Raw genomic sequence first — 26,118 nt, 5'->3', positions numbered from 1 at the left:
TTTCGCTGTAGTCAATGCAGAGTAAGATGCCTGTTCAATAAAAATAAGAATTGGGAGTTCGGGTGTGAAAACATTAGTAAGCGAGAGGGTATCGCCTTATATAAACCAATTATATGAATGCGGTATTAATGATTCTGACATTAAGCTGGTCGTGGACAAATTTCGCCATGACCTCGGTGGCAGTTCAACCCTGTTTTTATTGCGCGATGATGATAAGAGCGACGGGATCAAATTGTTTGCCAGCGGCTTGAACGAGGCTCAGCAGCATTTCTATCTGCAACATCATCGTCAGGATCTCTGGTTCAATCACTACCTGGATAAAGGATGTCAGGGGGTGGTCAGTGCCAACGAGATCTCCGACAACGCGGGCCTGCTCGCCAGTTTCGGGGCCCAGTTTGCCTTGGGAGGGGTGTGTCGGGTCAAGGATCATGGCATGAGCTCCCTGTGCGGTTATCGCAGTGGTGCCCAGCGTGACTTCAATCTGCAAGAGAGGCATCTGGTGGCGGATACCTATGCCGGTCTTGCGGCCTGGAGTCAGCATTATTGGAATCTACTGGCGCTGGAAACCCAGAATTACCAGCTGCAACAACTGGTGCGCAATCACAATAAGCCGAGCGCCATCATCGATGGCAAGGGTTATATCCATTATTCCAATACGGCATTTAACCGCATCACGGATGAAAATGTGGAATTGCGTACCCTGACCGGCTTGTTTTCCTTGCACAGCAAGGAACTGCAACGTCAATTCAAAGAGATGCTTGCCGGCTTTGCATATCTGCTGCCTGGGGCAAGCGCCTATCTTTCCGTGCCCCGCCAGGCCAATCTCAGGCCGCTGTTGATCCAGTGCACCCTGATGAGTGGCCTGACCCGATTCGAGCGTTATGTGGAGTTGGTGCTGCGCGACCCGGAACATGCTTTCAATCCCGATATCGAAGCCCTGGCCAGCCTCTATCCGCTGACCATAGGGGAGAAAGAGTTGCTGATGTTGATGAGCAAGGGGTATAGCAGCAATGACATTGCCCAATTACGGGGTGTGAAAGTGGAAACGGTCAGATCCACTCTCAAGGGCGTCTTCAAAAAGACAGATTGTCACAGCCAGAGCGAGCTGCTGCTGCTGCTGCAATCCATCTCCTGACATCGGCGAGCTATGCTTGACATGAGGCCGCCAATATAAGGCGGCCGAGCCAGGTTTCTTAGGGGGTTCAACATGAAAGCATTAATGGCCAAGGATTACATGCAGGTGAGGCCCATCACCTTCAAGGCGGACATGATGGTGCAGTCCGTCGTCGCCAAGTTCATCAATAGCAATCAGCTCGGCGGCCCTGTTATCGATGAAGCCGGTCACCTGATAGGCTGGGTCTCTGAGCAAGACTGTATCTCTGTCATGCTCAAGGAGGCCTACCACTGCGAACAGGTGGCCCAGGTTAAAGATGTGATGCGCAAGGATGTGCTGACCGTCAGTCCCGGCACCAGCATGCTGGAGCTGGCCGAGATGATGCTGGGCCAGAAACCCAAGATGTATCCCGTGCTGGAAGGAGGCCGCCTGGTGGGGGTCATCAGCCGCCATGATGTGATGAAGGCCATTCATAATCAGCTAGACACCTGTTTCCTTCACCCGGATCACAACTGATATCTCTCCATTGAGGCAGGGGGCTTCCCCTGCTTTCATCCCGACCTGCAACCTGACCGCGTTAATACTTGCGCCGCCCCCGCCTGCTCTTTAGGATCTCCCCCAGCTATCGATATGGCCCCCAGCGGGCTCTCTATAAGGAATCTGTACCTTGTCTCTCTCTATCGAGGCGTTGCGCCGCCGGATCCAAGCCTGCATGAACCTTGACGCCCGTCGCCTTTCCAGTCGTCTGCACGGGGTCAAGAAGTTGCCCGAGGCCAAGCAGGCGGCGGTACTTGAGACCATTGCCGCCGATCTGGGCGCCGCAGAGCAGCGTTACCAGTCTCGCCTGGCCGGTGTGCCTGCCGTCACTTATCCGGACAACCTGCCGGTCAGCCAGAAACAGGCGGAGATCGCCAAGGCGATCAGTGAGCATCAGGTGGTGATCATCGCCGGGGAGACTGGCTCGGGTAAAACGACCCAGATCCCCAAGATTTGTCTGGCGCTCGGGCGCGGGGTAAAGGGCTACATAGGCCATACCCAGCCACGCCGCCTGGCGGCCCGCACCGTGGCGGCCCGCATCGCCGAGGAGATGAAATCCGAGCTCGGTCAATATGTGGGCTACAAGGTGCGCTTTACCGATCAGGTGAGCGAACAGACCCACATCAAGCTGATGACCGACGGCATCTTGCTGGCGGAGATCCAGCATGATCGCATGCTGACCCAGTACGACACCATCATCATCGATGAGGCCCACGAGCGCAGCCTCAATATCGACTTCATCCTGGGTTACCTCAAGCAGTTGTTGCCAAGGCGCCCGGATCTCAAGGTGATCATCACCTCGGCCACCATCGATCCCCAGCGTTTCTCCCGTCACTTCAACCAGGCGCCGGTGATCGAGGTCTCGGGCCGCACCTATCCGGTGGAGGTGCGCTATCAGCCGCGCCCGGAAGGGGGCGACGATCGCGATGAGCTGCAGGGGATCTTCGATGCGGTGCAAGAGCTGGCCAAAGAGGGCTTGGGCGACATCCTCATCTTCATGAATGGCGAGCGGGAGATCCGCGACACCGCCGATGCCTTGAACAAGCTGGGGTTGCGCGATACCGAGGTGTTGCCGCTCTATGCGCGTCTCTCCAACAGCGAGCAGAACAAGGTGTTTCAGCAGCACGCCGGACGGCGCATCGTGCTGGCCACCAACGTGGCGGAGACGTCCCTTACTGTGCCCGGTATCCGCTACGTGATAGATCCCGGTACTGCCCGCATCAGCCGTTACTCCTGGCGCACCAAGGTGCAGCGCCTACCCATAGAGGCGGTCTCCCAGGCCAGTGCCAACCAGCGTATGGGCCGTTGCGGCCGGGTGGCGGACGGTATCTGTATCCGCCTCTACTCAGAGGAAGACTTCAACAATCGTCCCGCCTTTACCGATCCCGAGATACTGCGTACCAACCTGGCCTCGGTCATCTTGCAGATGCTGGCGCTGGGCCTTGGCAACATGGAGGCGTTCCCCTTCGTCGAGCCGCCGGAGTCCCGTCACATCAAGGATGGTCTCTCCCTGCTCAAAGAGTTGGGGGCGGTCAAGGAGTTGTCGGCCAACAGGGAGCAGGATGCCAAACTGCAGCTGACCGAAACCGGTCGCCAGCTGTCGCGCATTCCCCTTGATCCCCGTTTGGCTAAGATGGTGATCACCGGGGCGCAAACCGGCTGTCTGAGCGAGGTGATGGTGATCACCGCGGGCCTCAGTATTCAGGATCCCCGCGAGCGGCCCATGGAGAAGAAGCAGGCCGCCGACGAGCAGCACAGACGCTTCGAGGACAAGGAGTCCGACTTTCTCGCCTTCGTCAATCTGTGGAACTATCTCAAGGAGCAGCAGGATGTGCTGGGCAGCAACCCCTTCCGTCGCCTCTGCCAGAAGGAGTTTCTCTCATTCTTAAGGGTGCGAGAGTGGCAGGATATCCACTTCCAGCTGCGCCAGACGGTGAAAGAGCTGGGCTTCAAAACCAATTCGGAGCCAGCGGATTTCAAGACGGTGCACTGCGCCCTGCTCACCGGCCTGCTCAGCCACATCGGCAACAAGGATCTGGAAAAGCCAGAGTTTCTCGGTGCCCGCAATGGCCGCTTCCACATCTTCCCGGCCTCTGGGCTGTTCAAGAAGCCCCCCAAGTGGGTGATGGCCGCTGAACTGGTGGAGACCTCGCGCCTCTATGCCCGGGTCAATGGCCGCATCGAGCCTGAGTGGGTCGAGCCCCTGGCCGGACACCTCATCAAGCTGCATCACAGCGATCCGCACTGGTCGAAGAAAAACGGCGCCGTCATGGCCAAGGAGAAGGTGACCCTCTACGGCCTGACCCTGGTCAATGAACGTCTCATCAACTTCAGTGCCATCGATCCGGCCATGTGCCGCGAGCTGTTCATCCGTCGCGCCCTGGTGGAGGGAGATTTCGAGACCCGCCACCGCTTCTTTAGCGACAACCGCAAGCTGCTGGCCGAGGTGGAAGCGCTGGAGCACAAGTCACGACGCCGCGACATCCTGGTCGATGACGAAGACTTGTTCCGCTTCTATGATGCGCGGTTGCCGGAGGATGTGATCTCCGCCCGTCACTTCGACAAGTGGTGGAAGGAGGCGCAAAAGCAGAACCCCGATCTGCTCAGCTTCGAGAAAGAGATGCTGATGAAGGGGGATGCCGCCCACATCAGCGACTTCGATTACCCCAACTTCTGGCAGCAGGGGCGCCTCAAGCTCAAGCTGACCTACCAGTTCGAGCCGGGGGAGGCGGCCGATGGCGTCACCCTGCATATCCCGTTGCCGCTGCTCAACCAGGTCGAAGTCAAAGGCTTCGAGTGGCTGATCCCGGGTCTGCGTCATGAGCTGTTGGTGGCCCTCATCAAGTCGATGCCCAAACCGATGCGCAAGAATTTCGTGCCGGCCCCCAACTATGCCGATGCGCTGCTTGCCAGCATCAATCCTGAGCAGGGGCCGCTGCTGGACGAGATGGAGCGCCAACTGCGGCGCATGACCGGTATCACAGTGCCCCGGGAGGCCTGGGACTGGGCGGCGGTGCCCGATCACCTGAAACTCACCTTCCGGGTAGTGGACGACAGACACAAAAAGGTGGCGGAAGGCAAGGATCTGGAGGCGCTCAAAGAGTCCTTGCGTGGGCGGGTGCAAGAGACGCTCTCCCAGGTCGCCGATGATGACATCGAGCAGTCCGGCCTGACCCTGTGGAGCTTTGGCGAGCTGCCCAAGGAGTACAGCCAGAAACGCAGTGGCTTTGAGATGAAGGCCTATCCGGCGCTGGTGGATCAGAAAGACTCGGTCGCCATCCAGCTGGTGGAGAGCCCAGTGACCCAGCAGCAGCTGATGTGGGCGGGTCAACGCCGCCTGATCCTGCTCAATGTGCCATCTCCCATCAAGTACCTGCAGGAGAAGCTGCCCAACAAAGCCAAGCTCGGCCTCTACTTCAACCCCTTTGGCAAGGTGGCCGAACTGATTGACGACTGCATCGCCTGCGGCTGCGACAAGCTCATGGAACGTCACGGCGGTCTGGCCTGGGACGAGGCCGGTTTTGACGCGCTCAAGGAGTATGTGCGCGCCGAGCTCAATGATGCGGTGGTCGAGGTAGCCAGCCAGGTGGAAGCGGTACTGACCCTGTCTCATGAGATCAAGAAGCGGCTCAAGGGCAAGATGCAGCTCGATACCGCTTTTGCCATGTCCGACATTCAGCTGCAACTGAGCAACCTCATTCACAAGGGGTTCGTGACTGAGACCGGCTGGCAGCGGCTGCCGGACTTGCTGCGCTACCTGCGCGCCATCGAGCGGCGTATGGAGAAGCTGGCCATCGATCCCAATCGGGACAGGGCTTACATGCTCAAGGTGCAGAGTGTAGAGAACGATTACAAGGCGTTGCTGGCCAAGATCCCCAAGTCCCAGCCGGTCCCGCCCGAGGTGGCCAACATCCGCTGGATGATCGAAGAGCTTCGGGTATCGTTCTTTGCTCAGCAACTGGGCACCCCCTATCCGGTCTCGGATAAACGGGTGCAGAGTGCCATCGCTCAGTGCTAACCTGATGGCATGGCGGGGTTGACAGGGAAGGTCGCCTCGCTAGCCGTTTGATTAGTCGAGATAAAAAGGAGCAGGCATGCTTGGACTCTGGTTAGGGATGGCGTTGGTCAACATCAGTGGGTATCAACCCATTGCCGAGCAGACCTGGGTCAGCCTGAATCCTGAATACTATCCGCTGCGCCAAGCGCCGCCGCCCATTTTTGCCGCCTGGCATGGCAATCAATACCCCCCGTTGGCCAGCCGCCAATACAAGGGGCATTGGCAAGTATTGTTCCCGGCCAGGCTGGTGCCCCCTTTCGACTTGTTCGAGGGGCAGGCCCAGCTCTCCCGTGCCTACCTGGCCCGGTTGGAGCGCATCGATGAGATGGCGTATGGCATTGCCAGCGTGGAGCCGGCACAACCGACCAACCTCAATCAGGTGCAGGTGCTCGAACAAGCCACCAGCCATGTGCCAGTGCTGCCCGAGTTCAGTCTTCCCAATCAATACGGCCTTCTGCTGGGATCCCCCATGCTCGGCTATCGGATGCCCCGGCAGGAACATTCGGTCGCACCGGACCTGGTCGAGCCAGCTCTGGCCAAGGGAGAGGGGGTGGCTGGCATCTGTCACAAGGTGGCACCAGGCGAAACCTTATGGCGCATCGCCAGCACCTTGGCCAAGGGGCAGGGCAAAGAGACCTACAGCTATGTGCTGGCGCTCTATGAAGCCAATCGTCAGCAGTTGGGGGTGAAGCCAGTGGTCAAGAGCGGCGATGTCTTGCGCTGCCCGGCGCCGCAGCTGCTGGCCAGTTTTGAGGCGCTCACCCCCGCCGAGCGTCACCAGCAGTTCAATCGACTCGATGGCAGCCTGTAACCTTTCTTGTCACTGCCGTGATAGCCATGCTACTATCCGCGCTCGTTTTGCGAGGTGCTGATCGGTCGCAGTCAGCATCATAAAGTCATCTACATAGAGATAACCAATATGTCTTTCATATTCGAAGCTGAAGTCCGTTCTGACCTGGGGAAAGGTGCGAGCCGCCGCCTGCGTCATGCTGACCAAGTTCCTGCCATCATCTACGGTGCAGGCAAAGAAGCAGTATCCATCACTGTTGACCACAAAAAATTCATCATCGCTCAAGCCAAGCCGGAGTTCTACGAATCCGTGCTGACCCTGAAAGTGAACGGTGAAGAAGTCAACGTGAAAGTGAAGGCTATCCAGCGTCACCCAGTTAAAGCCAAACTGGTTCACATGGACTTCATCCGCGTCTAAGCTCTCGCTTGGTTCGTGATAAAAACACCTCCCTTGTGGAGGTGTTTTTTTATGGCTATGTCCCAATTACGTGTTGCATGGGATGCCCCAGCGCCTCATGCAAACACGCTTTGATATTCACGCCCCTTCCGTAACGCTCCAGCATCCTGCGCCAACCCAGGTAGTGCGTCGCCACGCCATGGAACCGCTCCATCCACTCTTTCAACCGATGGTGATAACCGTTCACGTGCTGGATGTGATACGCACCGACCACCCGTTCGCTTTGGCGATTGTGCACTACCTGATGGGGACGCCCTGCTCTTTGCTGAAACAGGCATACACACCCGCACCATCGCTACACAGCACCGCATCCGGTGACACCAGTGGCGTCAAGACCGCGATGACCGCATCGGCATTTATCTTCTCCAGCTGAAAATCCGCATGGTGGCCTGCACGGTCTTGCACCACCATCACCGGGATGTAATCCGGCCCGGTTCCACGGGTTCGCCCCTTGCCACCACGATGCCTTGGCGGACGTGGCAGTCCCCGTTGCCCTTTGAACGATTCAAGGAAGAAGGTCTCATCAACCTCAACGATGCCCTCTTCCCGTGTGGCTTGATGACCTGCCATGGCACGCAAGAAGCGGTGACGCCAGAGGAACGCGGTGTTTTTGCTGACCCCACAGCGCCGCGCTGCCTGGCGGACGGTCAGTCCTTCGATGAGGGCTTGCGCGTAGTCTTCCCAGCACGGTGCTTTACGCAATCTGGCCAGGGGCGTTTTGGTGAGGATGGAGCTGGTGCGCAGACACTGCTTGCAACGGTAGCGGCGCAGTCCCCGACTCCATCCCCAAGGCGCCAGCTCGGTGACACTGGCCTGACAATGTGGGCAGCCACTGCATGCCGGTAACTGAGTATTGAGCGAGGTAATGGTGTGGGGGGCAGAGAGTTCCTGCTGAGCAACACGGCGTTGGCGCAGGGTTAACTGGGGAAAGAGGGACAACAGATGTTGAAAGGCTGGAGTATCCATGATGGTAGACCTCAAGGTGATGGCCTACTTCAAGCTTAGCCTTTCAACACGTAATTGGGACAGCGCCTTTTTTATGGCTGTTTTTCACCGGAAACCCGATTGGCCGGGGTTATCTCGCAGTTTATCCATCAGGCTGCCGGCCGGGCTATCAGCCGGAGCACTCCTTCAATGAGTGCTCCGCACCTTGATCACCAGACGGGCTGGGTGAGATAGGGATTGCTGATGCGCTCGTGGCCAAAGGTCGAGCTGGGACCGTGACCTGGGATGAAGACGATGTCATCCCCCAGAGGCAGCAGGGTTTCGGTGATCGAGCGAATGAGGGTCGCGTGATCGCCACGGGGAAAATCGGTACGGCCTATGCCACCGGCAAAGAGCACGTCGCCAACCCAGGCGAGTCGCTCACTCTGGCTGAGCAATATCACATGACCCGGGGTATGACCGGGGCAGAAATAGACCGCCAGCTCGCAGTTACCTAGCTGTACCTTGTCCCCCTCGACCAGCCAGCTATCCGGGCTGAAGGCGGGGGTGTGGGCGAAGCCAAACATCTGGCTCTGCTGGGGCAGCATGTCGAGCCAGAAGGCATCTTCCTGATGGGGGCCCGTGATGGCAATGCCAGTCTGTTCACGCAGCTCGGCAGCCGCGCCCACATGGTCGAGGTGACCATGGGTCAACAATATTTTGGTCAGTACCAGACCTTTGGCCTGAATGGCTGCCAGCAGGCGAGGGGCTTCTCCACCGGGGTCGATCAGCGCCGCCTGACGGGTCTCATCGCACCAGATCAGGGAGCAGTTCTGAGCGAAAGGGGTGACAGGGATCACCTCGTATTTCAGCATGTCAATTCCTCTCATAGGGGGCAAACAGGCCGCCACCCAATCCACTACTTCCCGGCGCGTTACCGGTGGGGTGGCGCTGTTGCATTTACGGGAGTCGGCACCGCCGACTAGGCCAGGTTTTGCGCGGCAAAGTAGTCAAGACAGGCTTGCTTGTCCCCACGAAACACGATGCGATCGCGCTTGTTACCAAGCTGATAGAGATACATGGGGTCGTAGTAACGGGTCAGCAGCAGGGTGATCCAGGACAGGTGCGCCTGGGTACTGCCATTGAGAGCCTGCTCTGCCAGGGCCGACTGCATCAAAATATCCAGCTCGCGATGGCCCTGATCCCCCAGCCGACGTTTGAGTCTGGCGAGGGCACCGGTCAGGTAGTCGGCAAACAGGGGCCAGCCCGCCTCTTGCCCATGCAGGTCGCGATAGCGCAGCCAGAGATCGTGCACATAATCTTCGCGGATCTGCTCGGCACGCTCGGCCTGGGGCACCTCCACGACGACGAGGGGAGCCTGGGTCATGGCATCGAACAGGGAGAGCGGCAGGCAGCAGCGGCCGATGAGACGGCTCTCGTCCTCCAGCACGAAGCGCAGCTCGCCCAAGTGACGGCGTTTGAGGATCTCGATGGCCAATCGATTCTCAAAATCGATATTGCTCGGCTGGCCTCCCGGCAATTGACCAAACGAAGAACCGCGGTGGTGGGCATGTCCTTCCAGATCGATGGCCTGGGCCACCTGGCCGAGCAGATGAGTCTTGCCAGACCCCGTCATGCCTGTCAGTACGCTCCAGTGGCACTCGGCGGCTGCCTTGTCCTGAGTATCGATGAGAAAGCGGCGCAGCTCCTTGTAGCCACCGGCCACCCGAGGGCGGGTGACCCCGGCCTCATGGAGCCACTGCTGCACGGTTTGCGAGCGCAAGCCGCCGCGAAAACAGTAGAGCAGGGCATCGGGCTGGGCCGCTATCTGCGCCAGCCAGCCTTCGAGGCGTTCGGCGCGCACGGCGCCCCCCACCAGTTGGTGGCCGAGCGCGATGGCTGCGGCTTGACCCTGCTGCTTGTAGCAGGTACCCACCTTGGCGCGCTCCTCATCGGTCATCAGCGGCAGGCTGGTGGCGGTGGGGAAGGCGCCTTCCTTGAATTCGATGGGCGCCCGCAGATCGATGAGGGGCACATCTTCGAGGAAGATGGCGGCAAGATCCGTGGCGAGGGGCAAGTCACTCATTGGACAACCTCGATAAAGCTGTCGCCCTCTTTGACCTTCAACTCGCCGATGGGCGAGAGGGAGAGCCCGGCATCGCGGGCAATGCTCAGCAGCTCGGCTTCGCTCTCCTTGCCGACGGCCACCAGCAGGCCGCCACTGGTCTGCGGATCGCACAAGATATTGCGGGTGCGATCGTCCATGGCATCGAGCTTGTCACCATAGGAGTCAAAGTTGCGCAGGGTGCCGCCGGGCACGCAGCCCTCGCCCAGGTAGTAATCCACCTCAGCGAGCAGCGGCAACGCCTTGAAGTTCAAGCTTGCGCGCAGCCCGGATCCTTCGCACATCTCCAGCAGGTGGCCCGCCAGTCCAAACCCGGTCACGTCGGTCATGGCATGCACGCCGGGCAACTTGGCAAACTGCTGGCCAATCTTGTTGAGTGTGCACATGGCATCGGGGGCCAGCTGCTCATGCTCGGGCTTGAGCTTGCCCTTCTTCTGGGCCGTGGTGAGGATGCCGATGCCGAGGGGCTTGGTCAGATAGAGGGTGTCACCCACCTGGGCGGTGTCGTTCTGCTTGATGGCATCCAGCGGCACTATGCCGGTCACCGCGAGGCCGAAGATGGGCTCGGGGGCATCGATGCTGTGACCGCCAGCCAGTGAAATGCCCGCCTCGTGGCACACCTGACGGCCGCCGTCGATCACCTGCTGGGCAATCTCGGGCGCCAGGGTATTGATGGGCCAGCCGAGGATGGCGATGGCGACGATGGGCTTGCCGCCCATGGCGTAGATGTCGCTGATGGCGTTGGTGGCGGCGATGCGGCCGAAGGTGAAGGGATCATCGACGATGGGCATGAAAAAATCGGTGGTGGAGACGATGCCCTGGCCGTTACCGATATCGACCACGGCGGCGTCATCCTTGCTGCTGTTGCCGACGATCAGGGTCGGATCGTCAAAACCCGGGATCTGGCTCTTGAGAATGGTGTCGAGCACCTTGGGAGAGATTTTGCAGCCGCAGCCAGCGCCGTGGCTGTATTGGGTCAGACGAATGGAAGACATACTTTCCCCTTGTGTGTGCAAACTTGAGTTTACAAATAGGTGCAGCGGCTCTGTGAAGCCGTCACATGCGCGCAAGCGCGCGAAACTGGGGTGGCCTTGGCTGCCGTTGAACGCAACGATGTCAGGCAACCGTGCAAGGCAGCCTGGCAGGACGGGGGAGGAGGGGCGACAGATATGCCGGCGCAGCCCCGCCAAGGGCCACAGGAGGAGCCATTATGCCATAAATGGCCTCTCTGGTTCGAACTGGAATTCACACAAAAAGGAGGGAATTGGCGGGCTGAAAGGGAGGGAACGGCCTTCGCCATTTGTGGTGCCGCTTATCAACCCTGATGAGTCGGCTGCCCCGGCTTGGCGGCCACAGGCGGGATCACTCTACCTAGATGGGAGTTATATGGGTGTTATTTTCGTCATGAATGTGCATATATCATCCAAAATCAGCACGGAATAAGCGCTGCATCGAAGGTGAGGAGGGGATCTAGACTAGGGAAGTCATCCATCCGAGTGCAAGGAGCGTCCCGATGAAACTCTATGCCCATCCTTTCTCATCCTACAGCCAGAAGGTGCTGATCGCCCTCTACGAGAATGCCACCCCGTTTGACTACCAGAACCTCGAAGAGCCGGCGGCCAACGCCGAACTTGCCGCCCTCTGGCCGCTCAAGCGCTTTCCCGTGTTGCTCGATGAGGGTCGCTGTATCCTCGAGAGCAGTACCATAATCGCCCACCTGCAGGCGCATCACCCGGGCCCCGTCAGCCTGATCCCGGCTGGTGATACGGGCCTGGAGGTGCAGATGCTGGATCGCGTCTTCGACAACTATGTGATGACGCCGATGCAAAAAGTGGTGCTGGATGCGCTGCGCCCGGTCGATGATCGCGACCGCTATGGCGTGATGCAGGCCCGCGAGCTGCTCGATCAGATTTACTCCTGGCTCGATCAGCGGCTGGAAGGGCGCCACTGGATGGCCGGCGCTGGCTTCACCTTGGCCGATTGCGCCGCCGCCCCCTCGCTCTTTTATGCCGACTGGGCCCACGAGATACCAAGCACCCACGCCAGGTTGCGGGCCTACCGTGCCCGTTTGCTGAGTCAGCCCTCGGTGGTGCGTGTCGTGAATGAGGCGCGGCCATTTCGGCACTACTTCCCGCTGAGTGCACCAGCGCGTGACTGAGCCGGGCTGCTGGCGGTTTGCTCCCGACAGGCTGCCTATCCAGGATGTTGTGTCGCAAGCAGGCATGGGGGGGAATGACCGGGTTCAGGATAAGGGGAAAAGAGCTGGCAGCGAGAGATTGTCGATGGGGTTCTTACCTATGTCTCCCCGCGGGTGGGTTGAGTGTCATAGGCCCTGGGCGAATGGCCATGAGCTGGAGCCAGCTTAAAGGCAAGGTTGCTGCAAGAGTGCGATGGCTGCGGGCAATGCCGATGAGGGGGCTGGATGCGTGACCTTGGTTCTCTTTTTGCGCCTATAAGAAGGCCCGCCAGGGATAGCGGGCCTTTTGATGGTATGGCGGCGGAGCTGACCCCGGCCCTGTTCTGGTACAGGATAAGGGACGGCCAGCCTTGGTCGGCGCCCCTTAGCGGGCGCGCACTACCATGCCCTTGAGGTAGAAACCTTCCGGATAGGCGGTGCCGATGGGGTGATCCGAGGCTTGGGTGAGCAGCTCCAGGATCTGGGCATCACGACCGGCGTCCAGCGCCGCATCGGCCACTATCTTCTGGAACAGGCTCTGCTCCATCAACCCGGTGCAGGAGTAAGTCAACAGCACGCCACCTGGTGCGAGCAGCTGGAATGCCAGCATGTTGATGTCCTTGTAACCGCGGCATGCACCCAGCAATTGGGCCTTGCTATCGGCAAACTTGGGCGGATCCAGCACGATGACATCGAACTTCTCACCCTTCTCGCGGTATTCACGCAGCAGCTTGAAGACGTCATGGCGCACGAACTGGGTGTTGGAGACATCCAGTCCGTTCAGCTCGGCGTTTTGACGGGCAACATCCAGCGCATTCTGAGAGAGATCCACGTTGACCACTTCCCGGGCGCCGCCCTTGAGGGCATAGATACCGAAGCCGCCGGTGTAGCAGAAGCAGTTGAGCACTCGCTTGCCTTCTGCGTACTTGGCCGCGGTCTGGCGGTTGTCGCGCTGATCCAGATAGAAGCCGGTCTTGTGGCCGTTGCGGATGTCCACCAGGATCTTGACGCCGCCGTTCTCTTCGATCACGACCGGTTCGTTCGGCGTCTCGCCATAGATGACGCCAGTGCGCTCTTTGAGCCCCTCTTTCTTGCGTACCGCCACGTCGGAGCGTTCATAGATGCTGCACTCCGGGTAGAGGGCGCGCAGGGCTTGCGTTATCAGCTCACGTTGGAACTCGGCGCCGGCGGAGAGGATCTGGCATACTAGGAAGTTGGCGTAGCGATCGATAGTCAACCCAGGCAGACCATCGGATTCGGCGGCGCACAGGCGATAGCCGGTGAGGCCCTGACGCTTGATCAGCGGATCCCGGGACTCCTGGGCATAAGAGAGGCGACGGATGAAGAAGTCGAGGTCGACGGCCTCGTCTTTATCGAAAGTCCAGACCCTGGCACGGATCTGGGAGCTGCCGGACCAGGCGCCGCGGGCGAGCCACTTGCCATCGTTGGAGTAGATCTCGACGGTGTCGCCATCGATGGGGTTGCCTTGCACTTTGTCGATCCCCTTGGAGAAGATCCAGGGGTGACGGCGCAGCAGGGATTTTTCGCGGCCTTTGACGAGATAGATGGAAGCGCTCATGAGAGTTGCCAGATGGTCAAAAGAAAAGGGGCCACATTCTATGTGGCCCCTCCCAAAAACTCAAAGGCAAAACGCAATGGTGATGACTTGAGTCAGATCTTGAGACCACGCAGCGCCTGAGTCAGCTCGGTTGCCGTCATCTTGATCCCGGCAGTGCCTGCCACGGAGGCGCTGGCGGACTCTTCCACCTGGTTTGCCTCATGACGGATCCTGTCCAGATTGCGGCTGATCTCCTCGGCCACCGAACTTTGTTGCTCGGAAGCGGTGGCTATCTGGGTGCTCATCTCCAGCACGGCATCGCTGTGATGGCTGAGTTTCTCTATATCCAGACCCACTTCGGCGATCAGACGCTGGCTCTGCTCTGCCCGCTCGACCGTCTTCTCCATGATGTCGTTCAGTGCACCTGTGCCCCCTTGCAGCTCTTCGATCATCTTCTGGATTTCGACGGTGGCCTGCTGAGTGCGGCTGGCGAGGGTGCGCACTTCGTCTGCGACCACCGCGAAACCGCGGCCCTGTTCACCGGCCCTGGCCGCTTCGATGGCGGCATTGAGGGCCAGCAGGTTGGTCTGCTGGGAGATGGCGTTGATGACGGCGATCACCTCATTGATGCGATTAGCGTTGTGGTTAAGCCGCTCCACCGCGCCAGAGGCATTGCCTATCTCACTCGCCAGGGTGCCGATGGCCTCTATGGTGCGCGTTACCCGGTTTGCCCCCTGGTTCGCCTCGTCGCTCGATTGGCGGGTCTGGGCCAGCGAGTCGTTGGCATTGCGAGCGACCTCGCGAATGGCGGCGGACATCTGCTCCATGGCGGCGGCGAGGGAGTCCATGTGCTGACGCTGATCCATGGCCAGGGATTCCCCGTTACTGGCATGGTCGCGAAACTCGTCGGCGGCCATCGCCAGGGCTTCGGCAGACTCTTCCACCAATTGCACTATCTTATGCTGACGGTCGGTAAATCGGTCGATGCTGCCCGCCAGCACGGAAAACTCGTCCCGCACCGGGAAGAAGTTCAGGCGATGGGTGAGGTCGCCATCGGCCACGGTCTGCAGGGCCTTGTTGGTGGAATAGAGGGCGCCGGATACGAAGGTCATCAGATAATGGGTAATCAGCGCCATCAGGGCGGCCACCAACGTGATGATGGTGAGCGTGGTACTCTGGTGATCCCAGGGGGAGAACTGGCTGGCGTCCAGGGTGCCGGTGAGGTACCCCGCCTGGCCGGCACTGGCGGTGACGCTGTGCCGCTCGCCCTGCTTGCTGATGCCAGACGTGCCGTTTGAACTTAGGCTCAAGCCCGCAGGCAGAGTCAGGGTTGGTTGCTGGCTGACTAGCTGGGCCGTGGTCTCAACCTTGCTTTGCAAGGCGTCGAGGCGCAGTTGCATCTGCTGGGTGTGGCTGCTCGATAGCAGATACCAGGAGAGTACGGCGATGAAGATCAGTGGGCACCAGAAGGTAATGAGGAATTTTTCACTGATGGTGAGATGAATGAGATAGCGGTCAACCCAACGAAACTTTACTTCTTTCATAATGGTATTTGCATCCTGCACAACAGAGAGAGTCGGCTTGATTATCGGCTTGCCCTCTCATTGCTTAAGGAAAAGGTGTGAAAAATGGGAGAGCAAGCGTTTTCGGTCAAGGTTTTTGGGCGAGTGCAAGGGGTAGGGTTTCGCTACTTCACTCAGGAGCTGGCGGTGCAGCTGGGTCTGAGGGGGCATGCTTATAACCTGGATGATGGGTCGGTCGAGGTCCTGATCTGCGGCCCCAAGGAGCAGGTGCAGATGATGCTGGGTTGGCTTGAGCATGGTCCCCGCACCGCCGCCGTGACCCATATCGAGTATGTGGCTCATGAGGGGGAGGTCAGGGCGGGCTTTCACATCAATTAGCGGCGATCATGCCCGCCATACCCGAGTGGCTTGCTTGTTCCAGCCTGCGAGCAGGCAATTGGCTAGCGCCAGGATCCAGGCCCTCGCTTCATCAGTGCTTGGTAGTGCCGGTGCGTCACCATTGTCATTATTGGCATTGCAATAAACAGGAGTGACTTCATGGACGATCCCTTGCGCGAACGATTGCTTGGCCAGGCGCGGGCTCTCATCAACCACTACTGGGCGGCGACCCTGGCCCTGCGCCAGCAGGCGGGCCTGGAGCAAGTCCACGGCTACCGTATCGCGGCGCGCAGGCTCCATGCCCTGCTGGCGCTATGGCGCCCGCTTATCTACCACCCCAGGCTGGAGCGGCGGCTGCTGAATGCGGTGCGTCGTCTCTCGCCGCTGCGCGATGAGCAGGTCTATGCCAGCCATTTTGTGCATCACAAGCCGGCGGGAAAAGGCAAGGGTGAGGAGAAAGAGGGCAAAGGGGGCACCTCGCCAGCCGACTCGGTCAAGGTGCCCATGCTGGCGGTGGCCCTCGATGAGTGGCTCGATGCGGTGGCGCAGGTGCCAGCGGGATTTGATCCACTCGCCTGGTATCGATTGCAATTGGGTCTGCGGCTGAGCCTGTTGCTCAACCAGAGTGATGACGAGCAGAGCGCCAAGTCCAAGAAGCTCAAGAATGACAAGTTGCTGCGCCAATGGCACAAGGTCCGGGCCGAGATCAAGCAGATACGATATGGCTGCGAGCTCTTGGTGGCCATGGGGGCGGGGGATCCGGACTGGCTGACGCTGCTGGGTCGTTGGCAGGAGCAGTTGGGGCAGTTGCAAGATGGTCGGCAGTGGTACAAGCGGTTGCGCCGGGAAAAAAATACCGCCAAGCAGCAACGGCTGCTGCGGGCCCTGCGCAAGAAAGGGGGATGGCAGCTGCGACGGCTCTCCTGTCAGCGCGGTGAGCTGGTGGGGCTGAGTCTCCTGATGCTTAAGGTCGATTGAGGCGCCGTTGCCAATCAGATAGATCCGTCGCTAGCACTTTGATGCCCTCCCCGGTGAGGGCGACACAGAAAAGATGAGGGGCCCATTGGGCCCCTCATCTTAGTCATGTGCTGCGGTTTACTTGACCCGCATGCCAGGCTGGGCCCCTTCCTGCGGCTCCAAAATCCAGAGATCTTTGCCCCCCGGGCCCGCGGCCAGCACCATGCCTTCGGACATGCCAAAGCGCATCTTGCGCGGCGCCAGGTTGGCCACCATCACCGTCAGCTTACCTTCCAGATCTTCCGGGTTGTAGGCGGACTTGATGCCAGCGAACACCTGGCGGGTCTCTCCGCCGAGATCCAGCTGCAACTTGAGCAGTTTGTCGGCTTCAGGTACGGCCTCGGCCTTCTTGATCAGTGCCACGCGCAGATCGATCTTGGCGAAATCCTCATAGGAGATGGTTGGGCTTATGGGGTCATCTGCCAGCGGGCCGGCCAGCTTGGGGGCCTGCTCTTTGGCGAGATCTTCTTTGGAGGCCTCAATCATGGCCTCAATTTTAGCGGGTTCGATACGGGCGAACAGTGCCTTGAACGGGGTCAGCTGATGATTGGTGAGTGGCAGGGCCACTCCTTCCCAGGTGAGGGTCTCGCCCAGGAAGGCTTCGGCGCGCTCGGCCAAGAGCGGCATCACCGGCTTGAGGTAGGCCATCAGCACCCGGAACAGGTTGATGCCCACGGAGCAGACTTCTTGCAGCTCGGCATCTGCGCCCTCCTGCTTGGCCAGCACCCAGGGCGCCTTCTCATCGACGTAGCGGTTGGCCTTGTCGGCCAGGGCCATGATTTCGCGGATGGCGCGGCTGAACTCGCGCGCCTCATAGGCCTCGGCGATGGAGGCGCTGGCGCTGGCAAACTCGCTGTAGAGCGCGGGTTCGCTGCAACTGTCCGCCAGTTTGCCGTCAAAGCGCTTGGCGATAAAGCCTGCGTTACGGGAAGCGAGGTTGACCAGCTTGTTGACCACGTCGGCGTTGACGCGCTGCACGAAGTCGTCGAGGTTGAGATCCAGATCGTCGATGCGGCTGTTGAGCTTGGCGGCGTAGTAGTAACGCAGGCATTCCGGGTCGAGATGCTTGAGATAGGTGCTCGCCTTGATGAAGGTGCCCTTGGACTTGGACATCTTGGCGCCGTTGACGGTCACATAGCCGTGCACGTTGACCTTGGTCGGCTGACGGAAACCGGCGCCTTCCAGCATGGCTGGCCAGAACAGGCAGTGGAAATAAGCGATGTCCTTGCCGATGAAGTGATAGAGCTCGGCGCTGGAGTCTTTCTTCCAGTAGCTGTCAAAATCGATGTCGCCACGCTTGTCACACAGATTCTTGAACGACGCCATGTAACCGATGGGGGCATCCAGCCAGACGTAGAAGTATTTGCCGGGTGCCCCGGGAATTTCGAAGCCGAAATAGGGGGCGTCACGGGTGATGTCCCACTGCTGCAGGCCGCTCTCGAACCACTCCTGCATCTTGTTGGCCATCTCTTCCTGGATGGCGCCGGATCCGCGCACCCACCCGGCAAGCCAGGTTTCGAACTGAGGCAGGTCGAAGAAGAAGTGCTCGGAATCCTTCATCACCGGCGTGGCGCCGGAGACGGCGGATTTGGGATCGATCAGCTCGGTCGGGCTGTAGGTGGCGCCGCAAGCATCGCAGTTGTCACCGTATTGTTCCGGGGATTTGCACTTGGGGCAGGTGCCCTTGACGAAACGGTCCGGCAGGAACATGGACTTTTCCGGATCGAACAGCTGGGTGATGGTGCGGCCCTTGATGAAGTCACCCGTTTTCAGACGGCCATAGATCAGCTCCGCCAGTTCGCGGTTCTCGTTGCTGTGGGTGGAATGATAGTTGTCGAAGCTGATGTTGAAGCCGGCGAAATCGGTCTGATGTTCTTCGGACACGGCCGCTATCATCGCTTCCGGGGTGATCCCGAGCTGCTGCGCCTTGAGCATGATAGGGGTGCCGTGGGCATCGTCGGCACAGACGAAATGCACCTGATGGCCACGCATTCGCTGATAACGAACCCAGATATCGGCCTGGATATGTTCCAGCATGTGGCCAAGATGGATGGAGCCATTGGCGTAGGGAAGGGCGCAGGTTACCAGCATTGTACGAGGATCAGTTGCCATAATACGTTCTTTATGTGCCTGTTGGGATGATACAGTGCCGAGCATGTTACCCGAATTGGGGGCGGCCTGCCTAGGTCTGCGGCCCGTCATGGACGCGGGCTTGGCCCTGGTGAGCCAGGTTCGCCACTCACCCTCAGCATAATGACGACATAATGGGGATTTCATGGTGATTGATTCAGTTAAACAGGTACTTGCCGAATTTAAGCCCATAGGTTGGGGCAAGGATCTGGTTGACGCCGGCTTTGTCCGTGCCATCAGCGAGCAGGAGCAGACCCTACAGATCAGATTGGTACTTCCCTTTGCCGGTCTTTCCTGGCTTGAACAGATCCAGGCCGAGTTTGACGACAGGCTGCGCACTCTGACCGGGGCGAGCCAGATAGCGTGGCAATGCGACATCGACGTGGCCAGCATGCCCCGAGCCCAGAATCTCAATGCGGTGCAGGGCATTCGCAATATCCTGGTCGTCGCTTCTGGCAAGGGTGGTGTGGGTAAATCCACTACCGCCGTCAATCTGGCGCTGGCGTTGCAAAAAGAGGGGGCGCGGGTCGCCATTCTGGATGCTGACATTTATGGCCCATCGGTCCCCACCATGCTGGGTTCCCAGCAAGAGCGCCCCAGCAGTCACGATGGCAAGACCATGCTGCCGGTGGAAGCATGCGGCCTGAAGAGTAACAGCATCGGCTATCTGGTGGCCGAGCAGGATGCCACCATCTGGCGTGGCCCCATGGCGAGCAAGGCATTGGCGCAGATACTGAATGAAACCCGTTGGGGCGAGCTGGATTATCTGGTGGTCGATATGCCGCCGGGCACCGGCGACATCCAGCTCACCATGGCCCAGCAGGTGCCGACCTCGGGGGCCGTCATCGTTACCACCCCTCAGGACGTGGCCCTGGCAGATGCGCGCAAGGGCATCGCCATGTTCAACAAGGTCAATGTGCCCGTGCTCGGCATCATAGAGAACATGAGCTATTACCTGTGCAGCGCCTGCGGTCATCACGAGGCCCTGTTCGGCACTGGCGGCGGTCAGAAGATGGCGGAGCAGTACCATATGGACTTGCTCGGTCAGTTGCCACTGCACATCGACATCCGTCAGCACATGGATGATGGCTGTCCGACCGTCTTCTTCGCACCGGAAGGGGAGCTGGCTCAGAGTTATTTGAAGCTGGCCCGTCGGGTTGCCGCCGCCCTCTATTTCAGCGGGAAACCGATTGCGACCCCTCTGTTTACCCTGGCGGTGGATGAATAATCGTCGGTTGACGGTTCGGTGGGTATTTAGGGTGGGCAGGCTCCACCCTTTTCCATATAATGGATCGGTTTAAACCTTTCCCGCAGCGCTTCTTTTTTAGGTATTTGTCATGTCTGATACTCAACATTCGTGTGTGATCATCGCCATTGCAGGGGCGTCAGCGTCCGGCAAGAGCCTCATCGCCCAGACCATCTACGAAGAGCTGGTGGCCGAACTGGGGGCGGGTGAGATCGGGGTGATCTCCGAAGATTGTTACTACAAAGATCAGACCCATCTGACCATGGAAGAGCGGGTCAAGACCAACTACGACCACCCCAGCGCCATGGATCACAGCCTGCTGGTCGAGCACCTGGTGCAGCTGATCAAGGGGGCAGGGGTCGAGATCCCCCAGTACTCCTACACGGAACACACTCGTATCAGCGAAACCAGCTATTTTGCACCGCGCAAGGTCATCATCCTCGAAGGGATACTGCTGTTGACCGATAGCCGACTGCGCGAGCTGATGGATGCCTCCATCTTCATGGATACCCCTCTAGACATCTGTCTGGTGCGTCGTCTGGTGCGCGATGTGCAAGAGCGTGGCCGTACCATGGACTCGGTGCTCAAGCAGTACCAGAAAACTGTGCGTCCCATGTTCCTGCAGTTCATCGATCCCTCCAAGCAATATGCGGACGTGATCGTGCCCCGCGGCGGCAAGAACCGCATCGCCATCGACATGCTCAAGGCGCGTATTCGCCACATGCTGGTGGGTTAACAACATGAGGAAGCCGGGTCACTGCCAGGCTTTTTTAAATGCCATTTTTGTCAGGAGAGTCGCTCAATGCGTCTTTGTGATACCGATATCGAACGTCATCTGGATGAAGGCAAGATAGTCATCGAACCCAGGCCCGGAGTAGAGCGGATCAGCGGCGTCAGCGTCGATGTGCTGCTCGGCAATGAGTTCCGCGTATTTCGCGATCACACCGCGCCCTTCATCGATCTCAGTGGCCCGAGTAGCGAGATGGCCAGTGCCATCGATCGGGTGATGAGCGAGGAGATCCACATCGCGGATGGGGATGCCTTCTATCTGCACCCGGGTCAACTGGCCCTGGCAGTGACCTATGAATCTGTAACCTTGCCTGCCGACATCGTTGGCTGGCTCGATGGTCGCTCCTCGTTGGCCCGTCTCGGGTTGATGGTGCACGTGACTGCACACCGCATCGATCCGGGTTGGTCCGGTCGCATCGTGCTCGAGTTCTACAACGGCGGCAAACTGCCGCTGGCACTGCGTCCCAAGATGAAGATAGGGGCGCTCAACTTCGAGATGCTCTCCGGCGCCGCCGCCAGACCTTACAACAAGCGTGAAAATGCCAAGTACAAGAGTCAGCAAGGTGCGGTCGCCAGCCGCATGAGCGAAGACTGAGTGGCTTTTTCTCCCGGTAAAGGCGCCTCTGTGGCGCCTTTTTACTGCTCGCTGCCCCCCCATTGCCTCTGAACAGGGTGTGTCGATCGGCATGAGAGCCGTACGCCTGATCAGTCAGATTGAACGGCGATGACATAGGGGAGGATGCGTTCTGCTCGTCATGGATACCCGTTGCACACTCCATCACCATCGTGGCCATACAGTGCAGGGTCAGCCGATGGCATGGGGGCGAAAAGCGGCGGCGAATCGGCGCATCACAAAGGGACCATGCCACCTGGCGCCGCTGATAGATGCGCTATCTGTCATGAATGTGTGGCTATCACCCAGCTTTTTCTCGCCATAAAGATTGGCATGGTTTCTATTTTTGGCCACGACATCGCTAATGTTGAGCGTATTTTAGCCACCGTTCGCGTTTTTTGGCCCTGCTGCCGCTCGTAATCCTTATATTAATGAATTGTTGACAGGCCCATGGGGCAAGGGGTCTGCCTTGGTTTTTTAAAATGCGCTTTATTTTTATGACTTAAATATTTCAGCGGTGGCTATTGCCCCCTGAGCCATCTGGGCATAATCCGCCGCAACTCATAAACAGGTTCGTTTTTATGCTGGAAATGATTAACGGTTTGGGTGTGTGGTGGTTCATCGGCTTGGCGCTGGCCGTGCTCTTTGTCCTGACCTATGAATTCATCAATGGTTTTCATGACACTGCCAATGCGGTAGCAACCGTGATTTACACCAAGGCCATGCCTGCAAACATGGCAGTGGTGGCCTCCGGGATGTTCAACTTTGCCGGTGTCATGCTCGGTGGCCTTGGGGTGGCTTATGCCATCGTCCACCTGTTGCCTATCGATCTGCTACTGGGTATGGATTCAAGTCAGGGGCTGGTCATGGTCTTCTCCCTGCTCTTCTCCGCCATCGTCTGGAATCTGGGAACCTGGTATTTCGGTATTCCGGCTTCCAGCTCCCACACCCTGATTGGCTCAATTCTTGGGGTGGGTGGCGCCTATGCCTGGATCAACGATCAGCCCCTGTCGCAGGGGATCAACGTTGGCAAGTCCATCGACATCATGCTGTCGTTGATCGTCTCTCCCACGCTGGGCTTTATCATTGCGGCCGGGCTGCTGCTGGCGCTCAAGCGCGTCTGGCGAGGCAGTAAAATCCACAAAACCCCGGAAGAACGGTTGTTGGTGGATGGCAAGAAGCACCCGCCATTCTGGGCCCGCTTGACCCTAGTGGCATCAGCCATGGGGGTGAGCTTCGTGCATGGCTCCAATGATGGTCAGAAAGGAATAGGTCTGGTGATGCTGGTACTCATCTGCATGGCCCCCGCTTATTTTGCGCTCGACATGGGCAGCCGTCCTTATGACATAGACAGAACCCAGGATGCCAACCGCCGCATTACCGAGATCTATCAGCGCAATCAGGATCAACTGGCTGGCCTCATCGATTTCCAGCGCTCCGCCAAGGTCAATCATGAGCCGGTGACCCATTGCGAGGCAGGCGATGCCATGTCCGCCATGGCCACCCTGGATGACAGACTTGGCAAGGTACGCAGCTACGATGGTCTGAGCCTGGAAGAGCGCCGTGAAGTGCGCCGTCTGCTGCTGTGTGTCGATGATACTGCCCGCAAAGTCGCCAAATTGCCGTTACCCAGCAAGGAGCTGACCGATCTCGCCAAGTGGCGCAAGGATCTGACTGCGACCGCAGAATATGCCCCGACTTGGGTCATCGTCTCCATCGCCCTGGCTCTGGGGTGCGGTACCATGGTGGGTTGGCGCCGTATTGTTCACACCGTCGGTGAGAAGATTGGCTCGAGCGGTATGACCTATAGCCAGGGTATTGCCGCCCAGATCACGGCCGCAACCTCGATAGGGATCGCCAGTCTGACCGGTATGCCGGTCTCCACCACCCACATCCTCTCCTCGGCGGTGGCGGGGACCATGGTGGCCAACGGCTCTGGTCTGCAGAGTCAGACCATCAAGACCATATTGATCGCCTGGGCGTTGACCTTGCCACTGACCATGGTGCTCTCGGGTGGGCTCTTCATCCTGAGCAATGCCCTGTTGGGCTAAGTCACCATGAGCAACAGACAATGCAAGCCGCCCGCAAGGCGGCTTTTTTGGTTTGTATATCTGCCTCATTTACGGGAGGTTCGCCCATCCCCTGCAACTCCCGAACCATTCAGAGAGCAGACAGAATGCAGATAAAAAAAGGCGCCCTCGGGCGCCTCTTTTCATGAACAGGGGAGAGTTCAATTGCAGCAGCGGCCCTTGACCAGATTGCCAATCATCACCACGGTTGCCACCAGCAGGTAGGCGGCGAAGATGGCGACCAGCCATTGGGGCATGGATAAGCCGAGGAACTGCCAACTGATCTCGCTGCAATCCCCATCGGGGAAGAAGAGCCAGGGAACCCAGGTGTCCAGGGGCAGCCAGCTTGGGAAGTCGGCATAGGGGCTGCAGACATTGAAGGGGGAGGGATTTATCTGGTAATCAACGTGCTGCAGCGCCAGTTGCAGGCCGCGGAAGGCACTGAAGGCCCAGAGCAGCAACGCACTCCAGCGCAGATACCACTTCTGCGGATTGACCATGCCAATCAGGCCAGCGGTGAGTACGCCAAGGGTGGCAATACGTTCATAGATGCACATGACGCAGGGATGCAATCCCAGGATGTGCTGGAAGAAGAGGGCGCACAATTCAAGGAAAAGAGCGGAAGCGGCCAGCAGGCCCCAGGCCCAGCGTTGACAGGCAATATGGCGGAGAAATGCAATCATCTGATTGATCCTGAAGGGGAAGATGAGACGGATTAGAGCAGAGCAAGGCGCAAAAGAAAAGGGCCCCTCCTGGGCCCTTTCCTCAGTGTGCCATTGGCAATGCACTGCTGGCGGCACTGCTGTGATGCAACAGCCAGCCCATCTCGTAGTACCAGTGGGTAAGAGGGCCGAGCAAAAACTCCACTGCGATGAAGCCAATACCACCCAGCACTATGGTATAGGGCAGAGCCATCCACACCATGCGACCATAGGAGAGGCGCAACAGGGGAGCCAGTGCCGAGGTGAGCATGAACAGGAAGGCCGCCTGACCGTTGGGGGTGGCAACGGATGGCAAGTTGGTGCCGGTATTGATGGCGACGGCCAGCATGTCGAACTGATCCCGGTTGATGGCACCGTTTAACAGGGCCGTCTTCACCTCGTTGATGTAGACGGTGCCGACGAAGACGTTGTCACTCACCATGGAGAGCAGACCATTGGCCAGATAGAAGAGGGCCAGCTGATCGTCCGGATCGGCGGAGAGCACCGTCTGGATCACCGGTCTGAACAGCTGCTGATCGATGATGACGGCCACCACGCTGAAGAAGACGGCAAGCAGGGCGGTGAAGGGCAACGCCTCTTCGAAGGCCTTGCCAAGGGCATGCTCTTCGGTGATGCCGGTCAATGAGGTAGCCAGCACGATGACGGTCAACCCGATGAGGCCGACGGCGGCCAGATGCATGGCCAGACCGGTGATCAGCCAGACGGCAATCAGGGCCTGGGCAATCAACTTGGCTTTGTCCTGAGGGGTGCGACGTTCGTCTTCGTAGCGATTGTAGTCTTCCATGATGCGGCGGACCGCGTTGGGCAACTTGGCGCCATAGCCAAACCAGCGACACTTCTCAACCAGTACGCAGGTGAGCAGGCCGCAGAAGAACACGGGAATGGTGACCGGTGACATGCGCATGGCGAACTCGCCGAAGTGCCAACCCGCCTGCTCGCCAATGATGAGGTTTTGGGGCTCGCCGACGAGCGTACAGACGCCACCAAGGGCAGTACCTATGGCGGCATGCATCATCAGACTGCGCAGGAAGGCACGAAAATCTTCCAGGTGCTGGCGGTTGAGGTCGGCGACGGTGACATCATCCGTGTGGTCGTGATCATGACCAAACTCCTTGCCGGAGGAGACCTTGTGATAGATAGCGTAGAAACCGGTGGCGACGCTGATCACCACGGCGATGACCGTCAGGGCATCCAGGAAGGCCGAGAGGAAGGCCGACACTAGGCAGAAGGCCAGGGAAAGCAAGGTCTTGGAGCGTATGCGGATCAGCATCTTGGTAAACACATAGAGCAGCAACTGCTTCATGAAGTAGATGCCTGCCACCATGAATACCAATAGCAAGAGCACTTCTATATTGGCTACCAGCTCATGTTTGACCTGCTCGGCCGAGGTCATACCGATCAGCACCGCCTCGATGGCGAGCAGGCCACCTGGTTGCAGCGGGTAGCATTTGAGGGCCATGGCCAGGGTGAAGATGAACTCCACCACTAATAACCAGCCAGCGAAGAAGGGGTCCAGGTGGAAGGCGATAGGGTTAATGATCAAGAAGGCGATGATGGCGCTCTTGTACCAGTTTGGGGCATGCCCTAGAAAGTTCTTCGCAAAGGCTTGCCCTAGGCTAATCGGCATAATAGTGAGTCTCAGTGATTATTGTTGGACGCTGTGTTGATACCCTGGACGATGACGGGCACACACCAAGATGCTGTCGCTTATTTGATTGATTCCCCATGATTTTAATCAAAAATGGGGCTAACTATAAATTACATAATGGTGCTTGCCCATGACTTGCTTCAATTCAGGGGCATACATGAGTCTCGAACTCAACGGGTGATGGATTTATATACGTTTTGATAACAAAACTGCTCGGTTATGTGAGCAGAGGACTGACCTTCTGCT

21 protein-coding genes and 1 pseudogene are annotated in these 26,118 nt (G+C 58.8%); 13 read left to right on the top strand and 9 right to left on the bottom strand.

Features of this window, described 5'->3' with window-relative positions:
• Positions 1-64 precede the first annotated feature (64 nt).
• From ACSMDR_RS01845 to rplY, 5 genes are all read left to right on the top strand, one after another.
• The gene (locus ACSMDR_RS01845) at positions 65-1,135 is read left to right on the top strand and encodes a helix-turn-helix transcriptional regulator (RefSeq protein WP_436466834.1); all 1,071 of its coding nucleotides are present in this window, start codon (positions 65-67) and stop codon (positions 1,133-1,135) included.
• Between the two features lie 72 nt (positions 1,136-1,207).
• Positions 1,208-1,630, top strand: coding sequence for a CBS domain-containing protein (locus ACSMDR_RS01840; protein ID WP_436466833.1), 423 nt, complete (start codon positions 1,208-1,210; stop codon positions 1,628-1,630).
• 151 nt (positions 1,631-1,781) lie between these two features.
• Positions 1,782-5,669 (top strand): ATP-dependent RNA helicase HrpA, encoded by a 3,888-nt coding sequence (gene hrpA, locus ACSMDR_RS01835; protein WP_436466832.1) that lies wholly within the window; start codon positions 1,782-1,784, stop codon positions 5,667-5,669.
• Between the two features lie 76 nt (positions 5,670-5,745).
• Positions 5,746-6,519: a type IV pilus assembly protein FimV gene (locus ACSMDR_RS01830; RefSeq protein WP_436466831.1), complete on the top strand. Its 774-nt coding sequence runs from the start codon at positions 5,746-5,748 to the stop codon at positions 6,517-6,519.
• A gap of 108 nt (positions 6,520-6,627) precedes the next feature.
• Positions 6,628-6,915 carry a 50S ribosomal protein L25 gene (gene rplY / locus ACSMDR_RS01825; RefSeq protein WP_005908201.1) on the top strand — a complete coding sequence of 96 codons (288 nt, stop codon included), beginning with the start codon at positions 6,628-6,630 and terminating at the stop codon, positions 6,913-6,915.
• A gap of 55 nt (positions 6,916-6,970) precedes the next feature.
• Here rplY and ACSMDR_RS01820 read toward each other — a convergent pair.
• Positions 6,971-7,920 (bottom strand): annotated as a pseudogene (locus tag ACSMDR_RS01820) (IS1595 family transposase).
• Between ACSMDR_RS01820 and ACSMDR_RS01815 the strand changes: the two are divergent.
• Entirely contained in the window at positions 7,919-8,092 is a 174-nt protein-coding gene (locus ACSMDR_RS01815) for a hypothetical protein (protein ID WP_436466830.1), read from the top strand. The pseudogene ACSMDR_RS01820 and the gene ACSMDR_RS01815 overlap by 2 nt on opposite strands.
• A gap of 16 nt (positions 8,093-8,108) precedes the next feature.
• On the opposite strand, the gene ACSMDR_RS01810 is transcribed toward ACSMDR_RS01815, so the two are convergent.
• The 3 genes from ACSMDR_RS01810 to selD all read right to left on the bottom strand — a co-directional run bounded on the left by ACSMDR_RS01810 (position 8,109) and on the right by selD (position 10,998).
• Positions 8,109-8,753, bottom strand: a complete 645-nt coding sequence (locus ACSMDR_RS01810) for an MBL fold metallo-hydrolase (RefSeq protein WP_436466829.1) — start codon at positions 8,751-8,753, stop codon at positions 8,109-8,111.
• 107 nt (positions 8,754-8,860) lie between these two features.
• On the bottom strand, positions 8,861-9,964 hold the full coding sequence (gene mnmH, locus ACSMDR_RS01805) for a tRNA 2-selenouridine(34) synthase MnmH (RefSeq protein ID WP_436466828.1): 1,104 nt from the start codon (positions 9,962-9,964) through the stop codon (positions 8,861-8,863).
• A complete protein-coding gene (gene selD, locus ACSMDR_RS01800; RefSeq protein WP_436466827.1) occupies positions 9,961-10,998 on the bottom strand; it encodes a selenide, water dikinase SelD in 1,038 nt (345 codons plus the stop codon). The genes mnmH and selD overlap by 4 nt, the downstream gene beginning before the upstream one ends.
• Before the next feature lie 518 nt (positions 10,999-11,516).
• On the opposite strand from selD, the gene ACSMDR_RS01795 reads away from it, so the two are divergent.
• A complete protein-coding gene (locus ACSMDR_RS01795; protein WP_436466826.1) occupies positions 11,517-12,161 on the top strand; it encodes a glutathione S-transferase family protein in 645 nt (214 codons plus the stop codon).
• Between the two features lie 403 nt (positions 12,162-12,564).
• On the opposite strand, the gene ACSMDR_RS01790 is transcribed toward ACSMDR_RS01795, so the two are convergent.
• Together ACSMDR_RS01790 and ACSMDR_RS01785 are read right to left on the bottom strand one after the other, a co-directional pair.
• The gene (locus tag ACSMDR_RS01790; protein WP_436466825.1) at positions 12,565-13,758 is read right to left on the bottom strand and encodes a class I SAM-dependent methyltransferase; all 1,194 of its coding nucleotides are present in this window, start codon (positions 13,756-13,758) and stop codon (positions 12,565-12,567) included.
• A 92-nt stretch (positions 13,759-13,850) separates the two neighbouring features.
• A complete protein-coding gene (locus ACSMDR_RS01785; protein ID WP_436466824.1) occupies positions 13,851-15,281 on the bottom strand; it encodes a methyl-accepting chemotaxis protein in 1,431 nt (476 codons plus the stop codon).
• Positions 15,282-15,365: 84 nt separating this feature from the next.
• Between ACSMDR_RS01785 and yccX the strand changes: the two genes are divergently transcribed.
• Both yccX and ACSMDR_RS01775 read left to right on the top strand, forming a co-directional pair.
• Complete coding sequence (gene yccX, locus ACSMDR_RS01780) at positions 15,366-15,638, top strand: acylphosphatase (protein ID WP_005908517.1); 273 nt, start codon at positions 15,366-15,368, stop codon at positions 15,636-15,638.
• A gap of 159 nt (positions 15,639-15,797) precedes the next feature.
• The gene (locus tag ACSMDR_RS01775; RefSeq protein WP_436466823.1) at positions 15,798-16,616 is read left to right on the top strand and encodes a CHAD domain-containing protein; all 819 of its coding nucleotides are present in this window, start codon (positions 15,798-15,800) and stop codon (positions 16,614-16,616) included.
• A gap of 117 nt (positions 16,617-16,733) precedes the next feature.
• Here the strand turns inward: ACSMDR_RS01775 and metG are convergent, their stop codons facing one another.
• Entirely contained in the window at positions 16,734-18,767 is a 2,034-nt protein-coding gene (metG, locus tag ACSMDR_RS01770) for a methionine--tRNA ligase (RefSeq protein WP_436466822.1), read from the bottom strand.
• 163 nt (positions 18,768-18,930) lie between these two features.
• Between metG and apbC the strand changes: the two genes are divergently transcribed.
• The 4 genes from apbC (at position 18,931) to ACSMDR_RS01750 (ending at position 23,484) form a co-directional block, all read left to right on the top strand.
• Complete coding sequence (apbC, locus tag ACSMDR_RS01765) at positions 18,931-20,013, top strand: iron-sulfur cluster carrier protein ApbC (RefSeq protein ID WP_436466821.1); 1,083 nt, start codon at positions 18,931-18,933, stop codon at positions 20,011-20,013.
• Between the two features lie 109 nt (positions 20,014-20,122).
• Positions 20,123-20,767 (top strand): uridine kinase, encoded by a 645-nt coding sequence (gene udk, locus ACSMDR_RS01760; RefSeq protein ID WP_005902590.1) that lies wholly within the window; start codon positions 20,123-20,125, stop codon positions 20,765-20,767.
• Between the two features lie 66 nt (positions 20,768-20,833).
• Positions 20,834-21,415 (top strand): dCTP deaminase, encoded by a 582-nt coding sequence (gene dcd / locus ACSMDR_RS01755; RefSeq protein WP_005902592.1) that lies wholly within the window; start codon positions 20,834-20,836, stop codon positions 21,413-21,415.
• A 599-nt stretch (positions 21,416-22,014) separates the two neighbouring features.
• Complete coding sequence (locus ACSMDR_RS01750; protein ID WP_436466820.1) at positions 22,015-23,484, top strand: inorganic phosphate transporter; 1,470 nt, start codon at positions 22,015-22,017, stop codon at positions 23,482-23,484.
• Between the two features lie 179 nt (positions 23,485-23,663).
• Here the strand turns inward: ACSMDR_RS01750 and dsbB are convergent, their stop codons facing one another.
• Together dsbB and nhaB are read right to left on the bottom strand one after the other, a co-directional pair.
• The gene (dsbB, locus tag ACSMDR_RS01745) at positions 23,664-24,185 is read right to left on the bottom strand and encodes a disulfide bond formation protein DsbB (protein WP_436466819.1); all 522 of its coding nucleotides are present in this window, start codon (positions 24,183-24,185) and stop codon (positions 23,664-23,666) included.
• Positions 24,186-24,267: 82 nt separating this feature from the next.
• On the bottom strand, positions 24,268-25,851 hold the full coding sequence (gene nhaB / locus ACSMDR_RS01740) for a Na(+)/H(+) antiporter NhaB (RefSeq protein ID WP_436466818.1): 1,584 nt from the start codon (positions 25,849-25,851) through the stop codon (positions 24,268-24,270).
• Positions 25,852-26,118 lie beyond the last annotated feature (267 nt).

This window comes from Aeromonas molluscorum, assembly GCF_051376105.1.
In the GTDB taxonomy this organism is placed as follows: Bacteria; Pseudomonadota; Gammaproteobacteria; order Enterobacterales; family Aeromonadaceae; genus Aeromonas; species Aeromonas molluscorum.
Note: the sequence above shows the minus strand (reverse complement) of the source record. Positions and strands in the feature narration are given on the sequence as shown.

Excerpts from the sequence above, each read along its gene's own strand:
- ACSMDR_RS01840 (WP_436466833.1), top strand. The coding sequence starts at position 1,208 with ATGAAAGCATTAATGGCCAAGGATTACATGCAGGTGAGGCCCATCACC.
- ACSMDR_RS01830 (WP_436466831.1), top strand. The coding sequence starts at position 5,746 with ATGCTTGGACTCTGGTTAGGGATGGCGTTGGTCAACATCAGTGGGTAT.
- rplY (WP_005908201.1), top strand. The coding sequence starts at position 6,628 with ATGTCTTTCATATTCGAAGCTGAAGTCCGTTCTGACCTGGGGAAAGGT.
- ACSMDR_RS01815 (WP_436466830.1), top strand. The coding sequence starts at position 7,919 with ATGATGGTAGACCTCAAGGTGATGGCCTACTTCAAGCTTAGCCTTTCA.
- ACSMDR_RS01810 (WP_436466829.1), bottom strand. The coding sequence starts at position 8,753 with ATGCTGAAATACGAGGTGATCCCTGTCACCCCTTTCGCTCAGAACTGC.
- mnmH (WP_436466828.1), bottom strand. The coding sequence starts at position 9,964 with ATGAGTGACTTGCCCCTCGCCACGGATCTTGCCGCCATCTTCCTCGAA.
- selD (WP_436466827.1), bottom strand. The coding sequence starts at position 10,998 with ATGTCTTCCATTCGTCTGACCCAATACAGCCACGGCGCTGGCTGCGGC.
- ACSMDR_RS01795 (WP_436466826.1), top strand. The coding sequence starts at position 11,517 with ATGAAACTCTATGCCCATCCTTTCTCATCCTACAGCCAGAAGGTGCTG.
- ACSMDR_RS01790 (WP_436466825.1), bottom strand. The coding sequence starts at position 13,758 with ATGAGCGCTTCCATCTATCTCGTCAAAGGCCGCGAAAAATCCCTGCTG.
- ACSMDR_RS01785 (WP_436466824.1), bottom strand. The coding sequence starts at position 15,281 with ATGAAAGAAGTAAAGTTTCGTTGGGTTGACCGCTATCTCATTCATCTC.
- yccX (WP_005908517.1), top strand. The coding sequence starts at position 15,366 with ATGGGAGAGCAAGCGTTTTCGGTCAAGGTTTTTGGGCGAGTGCAAGGG.
- ACSMDR_RS01775 (WP_436466823.1), top strand. The coding sequence starts at position 15,798 with ATGGACGATCCCTTGCGCGAACGATTGCTTGGCCAGGCGCGGGCTCTC.
- metG (WP_436466822.1), bottom strand. The coding sequence starts at position 18,767 with ATGGCAACTGATCCTCGTACAATGCTGGTAACCTGCGCCCTTCCCTAC.
- apbC (WP_436466821.1), top strand. The coding sequence starts at position 18,931 with ATGGTGATTGATTCAGTTAAACAGGTACTTGCCGAATTTAAGCCCATA.
- udk (WP_005902590.1), top strand. The coding sequence starts at position 20,123 with ATGTCTGATACTCAACATTCGTGTGTGATCATCGCCATTGCAGGGGCG.
- dcd (WP_005902592.1), top strand. The coding sequence starts at position 20,834 with ATGCGTCTTTGTGATACCGATATCGAACGTCATCTGGATGAAGGCAAG.
- ACSMDR_RS01750 (WP_436466820.1), top strand. The coding sequence starts at position 22,015 with ATGCTGGAAATGATTAACGGTTTGGGTGTGTGGTGGTTCATCGGCTTG.
- dsbB (WP_436466819.1), bottom strand. The coding sequence starts at position 24,185 with ATGATTGCATTTCTCCGCCATATTGCCTGTCAACGCTGGGCCTGGGGC.
- nhaB (WP_436466818.1), bottom strand. The coding sequence starts at position 25,851 with ATGCCGATTAGCCTAGGGCAAGCCTTTGCGAAGAACTTTCTAGGGCAT.